A 12,696-nucleotide genomic window follows, 5' to 3' on the forward strand; every position below is an offset into this window, starting at 1 on the left:
TCTGTTCGTGTCATCTGGCCGACCTGCGGGCCCGTACGGCCGCCGCAAGCGGGGTGTTGGGCCCGGCCGCGAGGATCAGCTCCTCCTGGAGCCGCCGCCGCGCCGCCGGGGTGAGCCGGTGGAACTGCGGGCCCGGGACGTAGCCGCCCGCCTCCTCACCGGCCTTCACCTGCGCGAGCAGCCCGGCGTGGCGCAACGTACGGAGCGCCGCCTCCAGCTCCCCGATGGGCAACTGCGTGTGCCGGCGCAGCTCGTCGGCCGGAGTGGGGTGCGGCGACAGCCAGGAGTCCTCCGGCAGCAGCCCCTCGGCCCGCGGGATCGCCACCGAGTGCACCAGCACCAGCGTCAGCACCGCCCGCTCCGCCACCCCGAGCCGCCCCCCGCCCATGGAACCCTCGCCGGCGGTAGGCGGACTCGCGGCTGCGGGATCGTCCCGGCCGGAGGCGGCCGGGACCGCCGCCGCGCAGGCGTCGTCGTACCCCGTGATCCAGCGGTCCCGGTGCTGAACGAGGACCCGGCCGCGCCGGGCCAGCATCTCGCTCAGCGTGTGGCGCAGCGCCGGATCCCGCAGGGCGGCGAAGCGCACCTCCTGTACCGGCTCCGCCGCGTGCTCCACCACCATGTAAGCCGCCACCAGCTCCGCCCGCCGCCGCTCGTCGTACGCGCCGAGCAGATCGTCGAACCCGGCACCCCCGCCCTCGGCTCGCCCACCGGTGGCGGCGGCCGGAGCGGACACGGCGGTCATGCCGGATTCTGCGGGCATGGCGGCGGCCACGATGTCGGCGTCGCCCACCACGGTCAGCTCGGCCCGGTCCGGTGAGGGCAGCCGTCGCACCAGCTCCTGGAGCAGTGCGTGCGCCTCCACCGGCCACAGCGCGCACCTCGGCCCGAGCACGACCACGCCGTCGTCCACGACGACCCACGCCGAGTCGTGCAGCCGCCGCAGCGCTCCGACGGCCCAGTTGCGCATCAGATCGTCGGTACGCCCGATCAACGCCCGGTAGGTGTCCAGCACCAGCTCCACCGGCGCGGGCGTACCCGGCCACGGGTCGACCGACAGGTCGGTCCAGCAGCACTTGAGCACGGCCGCCAGCACCCGCCGCGTCTCCCCGGCCCGCTCCACGGGCGCGGGCGCCACCTGGTATTCCTCCAGCAGCGCCGGCGTCACCCCGTCTGGCCACACCGGCAGCGCCTGCCCGGTGGAGTCGGGCCAGGTCAGCCGTATCATCCCGGCCGGAGCGGGCACCCCAGGCCCGAGCGGCAACGGCCCGCCCGACCGAGCCCGCACATGCGCAACCGGCCCCTCCACGACTGCCCCCCTCGTGTCCGGGCCTTTCGCGGCCGGGCCATCCACGGCCGGGCCCTTCACGGCCGCCGGGCCCGCTGTGGCCCGCTCTTCCCCGGCGGCCCTCTGCTCCTGACCAGTGCTCATCGCGTACGCTCCAGGTGGCCGCAGGACAGCCAGGCCGGCTCCCGGCCGGGATCGACCGACAGCTCGTCGCTCCAGGTCAGCCGATAGGGCAGCTCCGGCCGCAGATCGATGCTGGTGAGGTCGGCGAGCACCCGCCGGGCGGTCACCCAGTCGGGCCCGAGCACGTCGGAGAGCGCGACCCGCTGAGACCCGCCGAGCATTGACTCGGCCATCTCCCGCAGCCGCTCGACGGCGGCCCCCGGCGAGGTGTCGAGCGAGTCGGACGGCCCGGGATCGGGCAGGGTGGAGCGCGGCGGCGTGGGCTGAGCCGGAGCCGGGCGCGGCGCCTCGTCCACGGCCCGCGCTATGGCGGCCGGATCGTGCCACGGCGCGGGCGCGTCGAAGACGAACCCGTCGAGCACGGCGGCCAGCCGCTCCTTGGACGCGGTCTGCGAGAACGTGCGCCATGTCTCGGTCGGCAGCAGCGTGAGGTTGCGGGTGGTGCCCGCCGAGTCGGCCAGCCGCCCGGCCGCCCGCCGGGAGGCGTCGCTGTAGGCGTAGATGGCGGCCCGCAGATCGGTGCAGACCCGGTCGAGCTCGGGCCAGCGGGTCAGGATGGTGCCGTGCAGGCCCTGCGCCCGCCGCGCGATCTCCTCGGTGCCCCACAGCTTGGGCGCCTGCTCGCGCAGCTCCTCGATGGTGCCGGTGGTGAGCGTGATCAGCTCCAGCGCCCACAGCCGGAACGCCCGCGCGAGGTTGACCGCGCTCTGCCGCGCCTCCTCCATGGTGGTGCGCGGGTCGGCGACGTTGAGGTCTTCGAGCGCGAGCAGCCGGTGCATCTCCGACTGCCCGCCGTCGTCCATCATGCGCCGGATGAACATCAGCCCGACGACGCTGGTGAACGAGGCGCGGTAGCGGAGCTGGTTGGGCTTGGGGAACACCTCGCGGATCGCGCCCAGCCCCTTGAGCACCCGCAGCCGGTTGTCGAACTGCTCGCCCGGATAGGCGCGGCAGGCGAAGCGCATCTGCTCGTGCGTCAGCCACTCCTCGCCCGCCTCCGCGAACGCCGCGAACAGCGTCTCGGCGATGTCGACCAGCACCGGGTCGTCGACCACGGCCCCGCTGTCGCGGGCCAGCGCGGCGAACATGCGGCGGTAGGTGGACAGGACCGCCTCGTCGGTGAGGACGGCGTCGAGGGTCAGGGGCTGTTCGGACACGCGCTCTAAGGTACGGCTTCCCACCGACAGTCGGAGAACTCGACGCCGCTGGCGCCCTGGACGTGTAACCCCAATAGGGTTATGGTTGGGGGTATGCCGAAGATCAATGTGTACTTGCCCGACGACCTCGCCGAGGCTGTCAAGGAGGCCGGCGTGCCGGTGTCCGCCGTCTGCCAGCGGGCGCTGGAGCAGGCGGTACGCCGGGTGACCGCGATCAGGGAGACCTCGCTCGGCGATCTCGACCTGGACAAGCCGACCGGCGCGCTGACCCACCTCACGGCCCGGAGCCGTACGGTGCTCAAGCTCGCCGCCGAGGCCGCCCGCGCGCAGGGCACCGCCGAGGTCGGCACCGGGCACCTGCTTGACGCCATGCTGACCGAGGGCACCAACCTCGCCCTGCGCGTGCTGTGCGCCATGGAGATCGGCCTCGACCAGGTGCGCCGCGACCTCGACCGGCACGTCCCGCCCGCCACCGACCCGGCCGGCCCCACCGATCCGGCCCCGGCCGACCCCGCCGACCCGGCAGGGGCCGGTTCGAGGCGTCTCAGCTCGCCCGCCGCCAACGCCCTCGAACTCGCCGTCACCGAGGCGATCGCGCTCGGCCACAACTACGTCGGCTGCGAGCACCTCCTGCTCGGCCTGGTCGCCGAGCCCGACGGCACGGCCGGGCAGGTGCTGCGCGCCCTGGGCGCCGAGCCGCGCCTCACCCGCCGCGCAGTGTCGGCGGCCCTGGCCGGGTACGTACACCTGCGCGCCAGCACCCAGCAGGCCGCCGCCCCCGCGCCCGGCCAGGCCGAACAGCTGGCCGCCGCGCTCAAGGCCCAGCTCAAGGCCGAGCTGCGGCCGATCGTGGAGCGCCTGGAACGCCTGGAGACGCACGCCGGCCTGCAGCCCTGACCGTCGTGGACGACAACCGGCGCGTGCTCATCGCCTTACGCCTCGCCCTCGTCGCCCTGATCCTCGTCGGCCTGGTCGTCGGGGCTCTGTGACGTCCCCGGGACGTCAGGCGACCTTGGCCGAGCTCGCCTTCCAGGTGTTGCAGGCCCCCGGCTTGCCCGTCTCGTATCCCGCCCGCACCCAGGACAGGCGGTTGGCGGTCTTGCCGTGGAACCGGTTCTTCCAGATGTCCGGGATGCCGAGGACGGGCTTCCAGTCCTTGACCACCCGGCCGAGGCTCTTGGCCGAGACCCCGTAGAAGCAGTCGAGCTGCAGGTAGTAGCGGCGGTTGTGCTCGTCCATGACGGTCTCGACCCCGCCGTTCTCCAGCGCCCACCAGGCCCGGCCGATGCCGGTCTGGCCAGTCACGACCCCGCTCCACGTCCTGACCACGGACGTGAACACCTTCCTGTCGTCCTTCGCCTTGATCCAGTCGTCGGCGAGGCGCACCCGGATGGCCGTGGCGCAGATCTCCGAGAACGAGCCGGACACCTCCAGGCCCGTGGAGCAGGACGTCTTGTCCTTGGACTCCTTGAACTGCACCTCCACGGGCGTGAAGTCCTTGATCGCCGGCTTCCACGCCTTGTTGAGGCAGCCGACGAGCGTGGTGACGTACTTCCTCGTGGAGGCGGCGGTCGTGCCCTTCTTCAGCGCGCAGCCGACCTTGGGGAGCTTGGCCGCCTTGTAGAGGGCGTTGTGCGTGAGCTCGGGGGCGCCCGTCACGGGCGCGGCATGCGCGGGGGTCGCCGTGGACAGCAGGGTCAGGGCGGCGGCGGCGAGCGCGGCCGCCGGTAAACGAGTGATCATGAGGTGGGATACTAGAGCCAGTCGCGCCGCTTGAAGACCATGTAGAGCACCAGGCAGACGGCCGCCATCAGCACGATCGCGAACGGATAGCCGAACGCCCAGTGCGTCTCCGGCATGAAGTCGAAGTTCATCCCGTAGATCGTCCCGACCAGCGTCGGCGCGAAGAGGATGGCGGCCCACGCGGAGATCTTCTTGACCTCCTCGCCCTGCTGGATGCTGGCCTCGGTCATCCGGGCCATCTCGGCGTTCTGCGCCTGGGTGACCAGCGTGGAGTTGACGACCAGGATGTTCTGGAGCATCTGCCGGAAGGACGACACCCGCTCCGACACCGTGATCGCGTGGTCGGCCACGTCGCGCAGGTAGCTCTGCAGCTCGTCGTTGAGCCCGTACTTGGGGGCTCCGGCGATGAAGGCGTGGATCATGCCGACGAGCGGCGCGGTGGCCCGCTGGAACTCGATGACCTCGCCGGACAGCTCGTAGACGCGCCGCGAGACCGAGGGGTCGCCGCTGAAGACCTGGACCTCGATCTCCTCGATGTCCTTCTGCAGCCCGGCCACCACGGGCGCGTAGCCGTCCACGACCGCGTCGACGATCGCGTACAGCACCGCCTGCGGGCCCTGCCGCAGCAGGTCGGGGTCGGACTCCATGCGCTTGCGCACGCCCTGGAGGTCGGGGGCCTCCGCGTGCCGTACGGTGATCACGAAGTCGGGACCGACGAAGACGTGCAGCTCGCCGAACGCGACCTCCTCCGCCTCGTCGAGGTAGCGGGCGGCGCGCAGCACCACGAAGAGCGTGTCGCCGTAGCGGTCGGCCTTGGGGCGCTGGGAGCCGACGATGGCGTCCTCCAGCGCCAGCTCGTGCAGCTTGAACTCCTCGCCGAGCTTGACCAGCTCCCACTCCTTCGGCCGGTAGAGGCCGATCCAGGCCATGCTGCCCGGCATGTCCTTGAGCCGTTCGAAGGCGTCGGCGAGCGAGCCGGGGTTGTCGACCCGCTCGCCGTCGCGGTAGATGGCGTTGTCGATGACGGTGGGCTGGTAGGGGGGCTCCTCGGTGGCCCGCGGGTCCATCGAGTGCTCGGGCGGCTCCTCGCGCGCGTCACCGCCGCGGCGCAGACTCCTGACCCTGGCCATGCCCCTCCGATCCTTTCCTCCTAGGCGAGCGCGTCGAGCTGCTGCGTCGCCCGGTCCCTGATGGTCTTGCGCCACATCGGCGTCCACCCGAACAGCAGCCCGTGCGGGCGGCCGAGCGCCATCCTCGACCAGCGCTTGAAGTCGTAGTCGTCGTGGTGCCGCACGATCAGCCCGTCCTCGAACCTGAACAGCGCCTCCACCTCGTTGACCACCTCCCGCCCCGTGCTGGAGAAGGTGTAGCGGGCGGTCCAGCGCGCGGTGCCGCTGTGGTCGTCGGCCCATACGTCCGTGTAGGCGGACCGCAACCCGTCGCGTACGCCGAGCTGCAGCCGCCACATCCGCATCACCCGGTCGCGGCCCTCGATCTCCTGGAAGATGGGGTCGCCGAAGCTGACCTCGGGGTGGTAGCAGCTCTCCATGGCCGCGAGGTCGTTGCGCCCCAACGCGTCGTAGAAAGCACTGATCAGCGCCATGTGACGTTCGTTCACCTTCATATCAGATCACGGCCCGCCCATTGCCCCAGCACACGGCCCTGAGCCAGTCCTCGCCGAGGTCCAGGCGGGCGAGCGCGTCGAGCTGGTGGGCGTAGGGGTAGGGGATGGTCGGGAAGTCGCTGCCGAGGATCACCTTCCCCGCAAGTCCCAGATCAAGCAGCGCCGGGCGGAGCCGGCCGGGGAACGGCATGCCCCGCTCGCTGAAGTCGGTGAATGCCATCGTGGTGTCCAGCGCCACCCGCTCGTACCGCAGGGCCAGCTCGAAGAACGGGTCGTACTCCGGCATGCCGAGGTGGGCGATCACCAGGCGCAGCCGGGGATGGCGGCGCAGCACCTCGCCGATGGGCTCCGCGCCGACGTGCCCGCCGGGCACCGGGACCGAGCTGGCGTGCACCACGACGGGCACGCCCGACTCCGCCAGCAGCCCCCAGACCTCCGACAGCTCGGGGACCCGCGGATCGAACCCGCCGACCTGCAGGTGCACCTTGAAGACGCGGGCCCCGTCGTCCAGGGCGCGCCGCATGTACGCCACCACCCCAGGCTCCGGGTAGAAGGTCGCCGACGGGAGACAACCCGGTGTACGGCGGGCGAAATCCATGGTCCAGGCGTTGAGGTCGGCCGCCATGTCCGGCTTGTGCGCGTACGCCAGCGCGGGGAAGCTCCGCACCCCCATCGCCCGCAGGTGCGCCACCCGCTCCGCCACCGGCCACTCGTACGCGATGTGCCAGCCCTCGCCCATCAGCGGCCCGCCGTGGCGGAAGTGGTGCCAGACCCGCCGCTCCATCCGCTCCGGCAGGAAGTGCACGTGCAGGTCGACCAGGCCGGGCAGCCCCAGCCGCCGCCACCACTGCGGCACCCCCTGGTCAGAATGTTGTTCCGTGACCACGGCCGTGACTTTACCTGGATAGGGTTCTGTCTCGATGGACAAGCTCTGGGCCCACCTGATCAAGGTTCAGCCTGACCCCCACCCCTGGGTCGTGGTGGTCTCGGCTCTGGTCGCGCTCGCGATCGTCGGTTTCCGCATGCCCTGGCAGGTCTCCCGGGGCCTGATCACGATCGCCCACGAGGGCGGCCACGCGCTCATGGCGCTGGTCACCCGGCGCAAGCTGGAGGGCATCCGCCTCCACTCCGACACCTCCGGCGTGACGCTCACCAGGGGGAGGCCGACCGGGCCCGGCATGGTGCTGACCGCGATGGCGGGCTACCTCGCGCCCCCGCTGCTCGGGCTGGCCGCCGCCTGGCTGACCGAGCAGGGCCGCATCACGCTGCTGATCTGGACGGTGCTGCTGTTCCTGGTCTGCATGCTGCTGCTGATCCGCAACCTCTACGGCGCGCTGATCCTTCTCGCCACCGGCGGCGCGGTGTTCGCGCTCGTCATGTACGCCCCCGCCGCCGTCCAGCAGGGCGTCGCCTTCGTCGCCGTGTGGTTCCTGCTGCTCGGCGGGATCCGGCCGATCATCGAGCTGCAGCAGAAGCGGCGCCGCAGGCAGGCCAGGGACTCCGACGCCGACCAGCTCGCCCGGCTGACGATCCTGCCGGGCGGCTTCTTCGTGTTCTTCTTCTTCCTGGTGGCGGTGACGGCGGCGGCGTTCGGGGCCTACCTCATGAACCCGCTCTAGTTCCCTATCCGAGGAGCTTGCGGGCCGCCTGCTCGATCTCGGCCTCCGACAGCAGCACGTGATCGGCCGCACCGCCCAGCGGGATGAAGCTGTCGTCCGACGTCACCCGCGCCACCGGCCCGGTGAACCCGGCGTCCGCCAGCTCCGCCAGCACGCCCTCGGAGACGCCCCCGGAGTGCCGGGTCTCGTCGGCGATCAGCACCTTCCCGGTCAGCTCCGCCGCCCGCACCAGGTCCTCCACCGGCAGCGGCGCGAGCCAGCGCAGGTCGAGGACGCGGCAGCCGTAGCCCTCCTGGGTGAGCCGCACGGCGGCCCGCAGGCTCATCCGCACCCCGTTGCCGAACGTCACGATCGTCAGGTCGCGCCCGTCGCCGTAGGAGCGGGCCCGCCCGATCGGCACGTGCGTCTCGGCCCAGCGGGACGGCGGCGCGTACGGCGCCAGCCAGCCCCCGTCGCCCTCCTCGAACAGGTCGCGCGTGTGGTAGAGCGCGATGGGCTCCAGGAACACCGCGACCGTCCCGCACGCGCGCGCCGCCGCGAGGCACGTGCGCAGCATCGCGGAGGCGTCGTCCGGCCGCGCCGGCGAGGCGATGACCAGGCCGGGGATGTCGCGCAGCGCCGCCACCGAGTTGTCGTTGTGGAAGTGCCCGCCGAACCCCTTCTGGTAGGCGTAGCCCGCCACCCGCACCACCATCGGGTTGCGGTAGGCGCCGCGGGAGAAGAACGACAGCGTCGCACCCTCGCCGCGGATCTGGTCGAGCGCGTTGTGCAGGTAGGCGAGATACTGGATCTCCGGGACCGGCAGCAGCCCCGACACCCCCGACCCGAGCGCCAGCCCCAGGATGGCCTGCTCGTCGAGCAGCGTGTCGAACACCTGCCCCGCGCCGAACCGCTTCTGCAGCCCCCGCGTCACCCCGTAGACCCCGCCCTTCCGCGCGACGTCCTCGCCGAACACCAGCATCTCGGGATGGACGGCGAGCGCGTCGGCGAGCGTGCGGTTGATCGACTGGGAGAGCGTGAGCGGCTTGTCGAGCTCGGGCAGCGCCCCGGCGAACGCCTTGTCCCTGGCCGCGGGCGGGGCCGCCGCCGGGCTGATGCGGGCGATCAGGTCGGGGTCGCGCGGCGCGAGCGGCTCCTTGATCTCCTTGGCGGTGCCGAGCCGCGGGTGGCGGGTGGTCTCCAGGGCGATGCGCAGCACGTGCTCGCGTGCGCTCTCGTACCTTTTGAGCAGCTCGTCCGGGGTCTCCAGGCCGGCCTCGACGAGCATCGCGGCGGTACGCAGCAGCGGGTCGCGGGCCAGGTCGGCGCGGATGTCGCGCTGGGTGCGGTAGGCCGCCTCCACGTCGGACCCGGCGTGCCCCATGAGCCGCACCGAGGACAGGTGCAGGAAGGCGGGGGAGCGGCGGGTGCGTACGTGCTCGACCGCGCGCGCGGCCGCGTCGTAGGCGTCGGCCAGGTCGCACCCGTCGGCCGCGAAGTATTCGATGCCGGGCCGCCGCGCGGCCGCCGCCACCCAGCCCTTGGGCGTGCGCACGCTGATGCCGAGCCCGTTGTCCTCGCACACGAACAGGATCGGCAGCGCCTGCCCCTGGAAGGTGGCGTAGGAGGCGAGGTTGAAGCCCGACAGCGCGCTCGCGTGGTTGATCGAGGCGTCGCCGAAGCTGCACACGACGACCGCGTCGGGCTCCCACGCGCAGGGCGCGCCGAGCGCCTTGGCGCGCTCGACGGCGAAGGCGACGCCCACGGCCCGCGGCAGGTGGCTGGCGATGGTCGAGGTCTGCGGGATGACCGCCAGCTCGGGATGGCCGAACACCTTGTGCCGGCCGCCCGCGATCGGCTCGTCGGCCGCCGCGCTCAGGCCCATGAGGACGTCGCGCAGCCCCTGCTCGGGCAGCCGGCCCTTCTGCTCGGAGCGGGTGAGGTAGAACGCGCCGGAACGGTAGTGGAGCAGCGCGGGATCGGTGGGCCGCAGCGCGGCGGCGACCGCGGCGTTGCCCTCGTGCCCGGCCGAGCCGATGGTGTAGAAGCCTTCGTTCTGCTCGCGCAGCCAGCGGGCGGCGATGTCGAGCAGCCGGCTGTCGAGCTGGCGCCGGAACAACGCCCGGCATCGCTCGCCGGTCAGCGTCGTCCCCTCGCGGACCGGCTGGGCCGGATCTCGCGGGGGACCCGCTTCAAGGGTCGCGACGGCTTCGGTGAAATGTGTTTCAACAGTGTCCCGCGCCACACCCCGATTATGTCTGCCATCGGGCCCGGCGTCTGCCCGACGCGGGGGGACAGGTTGCGGTCCGGTCGTTATAGACCCTGATTCATAACCGTTTGTCAGTATTTGAACCTCGCCGCTCTCCTGGGCGTCTCTTAAGGAGACACACGTGGCACCCTCAATGCCGCGTTGAAGCACTGGGGTATCCAGAAAGGAACCCGCATGTTACAACGCATTCGTGTCACCGCCTTCGCCGTCATGATCGGCGCAGGGGCCCTGGTCGCCCTCGCGCCGGCAACCGCGTCGGCGGCCCCACAGAAACCCGTCGAAATCGGCCGGGTGCTCATCAGCCCCGCATCGCCGCTCGACGTGACCGGCGGGCCGGTCACCGCCACCTTCACCGTCTTCACGAAGAACGCGGACAAGGCCACCCTCCAGCTCAAGCCGCCCGCGGGGGTCTACACCTCCGTGGGCGAGCTGACGAGGACGCCGGTACGCGACTGGGTCAAGTGGACCGGCACCAGGAAGTTCGAGACCTCGCCCACCGGCACGTGGAGCTACCTCGCCACGGCCACGGGCGGCGGCCAGGAGAAGTCCGCCTCAGGGACCTTCGACGTGGTTGTCAAGAAGGCGCTCGACACCAAGTTCGCCTCCTTCGGCGTCCGGCCGCGCGTGGCCGACCGCGGTGATGTGGTCAAGGTCTTCGGGCGCCTGCTCGCCGACGGCAAGGGGTACGCGGGACAGAGCGTCTCCATCCAGTTCCGTGGCCGCCACTCCGGCGACTTCCGCGAGGTCGCCAAGACCACGACCGGGAACGACGGCTGGTTCGGCGACGGAGTGCGGATCCGGACGAGCGGCACGTTCCGTGCCGTGTTCGCCGCCACCGCCGCCGCGAAGGGCTCCGTCAGCGACCCCGCCGGCGTGGCCGTCAGGCACCGGAACGCCGACAGCCGGATCGACGGCTTCGACGTACGGCCCCAGCCGGTCGACAAGGGCGACCGGCTGACGTTCACCGGCACGCTCAAGGCCGACCGCCGCGACGGGCTCGCCGGGCAGCGCGTGACCGTGTCCTTCAGGGCCGCGGGCTCCTCCCGCTGGGAGGACGTGACCAGCGCGGTGACCGGCAGGGACGGCCGCTTCTGGGCGTCGGCCACCGCCGTCACCTCCGGCTGGTGGCGCGCCGAGTACGCGGGCACCCGCGGCGTGAACGGCAGCGTCAGCGACGCCGACTGGGTGACGGTCGAACAGCCCGCCCCGCCGCCCGCGGTGAGCAGGGCGGACAGCCGGATCACCGGGTTCAACGCCTACGCGGAGCCGGTGAAGCGCGGCAAGTATCTGAGGTTCAAGGGCAGGCTGCAGATCGCCGACGACGACGGCTGGGAGGGGTACAGCGGCAAGGTCGGGCTGTACTTCAAGAAGGCCGGGTCGAAGAAGTGGGAGTACGTGAAGGTGTTCCGGTCCAGTGACAGCGGGCGCCTCTACGTGAAGGCCAGGGCCTGGGACTCGGGGCGCTGGAAGTTCGTGTTCAAGGGTGACGACGACACGTACGGGTCTTCGAGCCGTACGGATTATGTCCGGGTGACCCGCAGGTAAGCAGGAGGAGGCCCGGAGCTTCGGCTCCGGGCCTTTTCGTGTGTGTCGCCGGCTAGTTGGAGAGCTTGCTCTCGATCCGGCCGAGGATCGACTCCAGCCGATCGAAGCGATCGTCATGCGAGTCGAGCCGCTTCTCGAGCCTGTCGAGCCTTTCCTCCACCTTGGCGAAGCGCGCGTCGATCTCGACGAACCTCTGGTCGATGCTGACGAATTGCTCGTCGATCTGGGCGAACTTCTGGTCGATCTGGGTGAATCTCTGGTCGATTCTGGCGAAGCCCGCCCTCATCTCGGACCTGAGTGCGCCGACCTCGCGGTCGATCTTGTCGAGGAGGTTGTCGGCGACGTCGTCCACGCGCCGGTGAAGCGTGTCGATCCGGTCGGCGATGGTGAGCTGTGGCACGCCGCTAACAGTAGCCGCTTCCAGGGCCGTGACCCGGACTTCCAGGTCATCGTACTTCTTCTGGAGATCCAACATTCGGTGCGCTCCTTACTGCGGAGGGAGGACGGAGGGAAGCCGCGCGGCCACATCGGGAAAGTTACCCTCCGTACATGATCGAGCGCAGGGAGATACGAAAGTCAGTCCTAGTCGGCCGTCGCGCGATCCGCCGAGTGTTAGCGTGCGTTAACGGCGGCGTCGATCGCCGCGCGGGCCATCGCGCGCAGCAGCGGCCGCATGTCGCCGCCGGGCAGTTCGCCCGCGCTGTGCGGGGTCGAGTTGAGCAGCCCGAAGACCGCGTGCATGGCGGCCCGCAGCCGGGCGGCCGGGCACGTGGGGTGCAGCTCGGCCAGCACGGTCACCCACTCCTCGACGTACAGCCGCTGCAGCCGCCTGATCTGCCGCCGGTGCGGCTCGGGCACGTTGCCGAGCTCCCGGTCGTGCACGATGATCAGCGCCGGCTGCTCGGTGGCGAAGGTGATCTGCACGTCGAGCAGCGCGTCGAGGGACTGCTCCGGCCCGGGGGAGGAGGTCACGACGGCCACGGCCGACTCGCGCAGCCGCGAGCTGACGTCGAGCAGCATCTCGGCCAGCAGCGCCTCCTTGCCGCTGAAGTGCCGGTAGAGCGCGGGGCCGGAGACGCCGACCGCGCCGCCGATCTCCTCGATCGGGACGCCATGGAAGCCTCGTGCCGCGAACAGCCGGGCCGCCGCCTCCAGGATCTCCGCGCGCCTGTTGCGCCGGGAGCGGGCAGGGGTGGCGGAGGTGCTGGTCACGTCTCACATGCTAGACGATGACGTTAACGCTGGCTAACATTCGAGGCATGAGGACATGAGAGGGGACGCATGAGCAG

12 protein-coding genes are annotated in these 12,696 nt (G+C 71.4%); 3 read left to right on the forward strand and 9 right to left on the reverse strand.

Features of this window, described 5'->3' with window-relative positions; all coding sequences use genetic code 11:
- Window positions 1-10: 10 nt before the first annotated feature.
- Together SMD20_RS02025 and SMD20_RS02030 are read right to left on the reverse strand one after the other, a co-directional pair.
- Complete coding sequence (locus SMD20_RS02025) at window positions 11-1,228, reverse strand: hypothetical protein (protein WP_329574233.1); 1,218 nt, start codon at window positions 1,226-1,228, stop codon at window positions 11-13.
- Window positions 1,229-1,428: 200 nt separating this feature from the next.
- Window positions 1,429-2,628, reverse strand: a complete 1,200-nt coding sequence (locus SMD20_RS02030; protein WP_329574235.1) for a hypothetical protein — start codon at window positions 2,626-2,628, stop codon at window positions 1,429-1,431.
- Window positions 2,629-2,721: 93 nt separating this feature from the next.
- On the opposite strand from SMD20_RS02030, the gene SMD20_RS02035 reads away from it, so the two are divergent.
- Window positions 2,722-3,525 (forward strand): Clp protease N-terminal domain-containing protein, encoded by an 804-nt coding sequence (locus SMD20_RS02035; protein ID WP_329574237.1) that lies wholly within the window; start codon window positions 2,722-2,724, stop codon window positions 3,523-3,525.
- A gap of 105 nt (window positions 3,526-3,630) precedes the next feature.
- Here SMD20_RS02035 and SMD20_RS02040 read toward each other — a convergent pair whose 3' ends face one another.
- From SMD20_RS02040 to SMD20_RS02055, 4 genes are read right to left on the reverse strand one after another with little or no spacing between them, the layout of a single operon-like run.
- Window positions 3,631-4,371 carry a hypothetical protein gene (locus SMD20_RS02040; RefSeq protein ID WP_329574239.1) on the reverse strand — a complete coding sequence of 247 codons (741 nt, stop codon included), beginning with the start codon at window positions 4,369-4,371 and terminating at the stop codon, window positions 3,631-3,633.
- A gap of 11 nt (window positions 4,372-4,382) precedes the next feature.
- Complete coding sequence (locus SMD20_RS02045; RefSeq protein ID WP_329574241.1) at window positions 4,383-5,501, reverse strand: magnesium and cobalt transport protein CorA; 1,119 nt, start codon at window positions 5,499-5,501, stop codon at window positions 4,383-4,385.
- A 20-nt stretch (window positions 5,502-5,521) separates the two neighbouring features.
- Window positions 5,522-5,995, reverse strand: coding sequence for a nuclear transport factor 2 family protein (locus tag SMD20_RS02050; RefSeq protein WP_329574243.1), 474 nt, complete (start codon window positions 5,993-5,995; stop codon window positions 5,522-5,524).
- A 1-nt stretch (window position 5,996) separates the two neighbouring features.
- Window positions 5,997-6,881: an amidohydrolase family protein gene (locus SMD20_RS02055; RefSeq protein WP_329574245.1), complete on the reverse strand. Its 885-nt coding sequence runs from the start codon at window positions 6,879-6,881 to the stop codon at window positions 5,997-5,999.
- Between the two features lie 34 nt (window positions 6,882-6,915).
- On the opposite strand from SMD20_RS02055, the gene SMD20_RS02060 reads away from it, so the two are divergent.
- On the forward strand, window positions 6,916-7,614 hold the full coding sequence (locus SMD20_RS02060; RefSeq protein ID WP_329574247.1) for a M50 family metallopeptidase: 699 nt from the start codon (window positions 6,916-6,918) through the stop codon (window positions 7,612-7,614).
- Between the two features lie 4 nt (window positions 7,615-7,618).
- On the opposite strand, the gene SMD20_RS02065 is transcribed toward SMD20_RS02060, so the two are convergent.
- Window positions 7,619-9,838, reverse strand: coding sequence for a thiamine pyrophosphate-dependent enzyme (locus tag SMD20_RS02065; protein ID WP_329574249.1), 2,220 nt, complete (start codon window positions 9,836-9,838; stop codon window positions 7,619-7,621).
- 198 nt (window positions 9,839-10,036) lie between these two features.
- Here SMD20_RS02065 and SMD20_RS02070 point away from each other — a divergent pair, with 198 nt between their 5' ends.
- Complete coding sequence (locus SMD20_RS02070; RefSeq protein WP_329574251.1) at window positions 10,037-11,407, forward strand: hypothetical protein; 1,371 nt, start codon at window positions 10,037-10,039, stop codon at window positions 11,405-11,407.
- A gap of 52 nt (window positions 11,408-11,459) precedes the next feature.
- On the opposite strand, the gene SMD20_RS02075 is transcribed toward SMD20_RS02070, so the two are convergent.
- Window positions 11,460-11,882, reverse strand: coding sequence for a hypothetical protein (locus tag SMD20_RS02075; protein ID WP_329574253.1), 423 nt, complete (start codon window positions 11,880-11,882; stop codon window positions 11,460-11,462).
- Between the two features lie 137 nt (window positions 11,883-12,019).
- Window positions 12,020-12,619, reverse strand: a complete 600-nt coding sequence (locus tag SMD20_RS02080) for a TetR/AcrR family transcriptional regulator (RefSeq protein WP_329574255.1) — start codon at window positions 12,617-12,619, stop codon at window positions 12,020-12,022.
- Window positions 12,620-12,696 lie beyond the last annotated feature (77 nt).

Origin of the sequence: Nonomuraea sp. LP-02 (assembly GCF_036289125.1) — a bacterium.
Taxonomy (GTDB): Bacteria; Actinomycetota; Actinomycetes; order Streptosporangiales; family Streptosporangiaceae; genus Nonomuraea; species Nonomuraea bangladeshensis.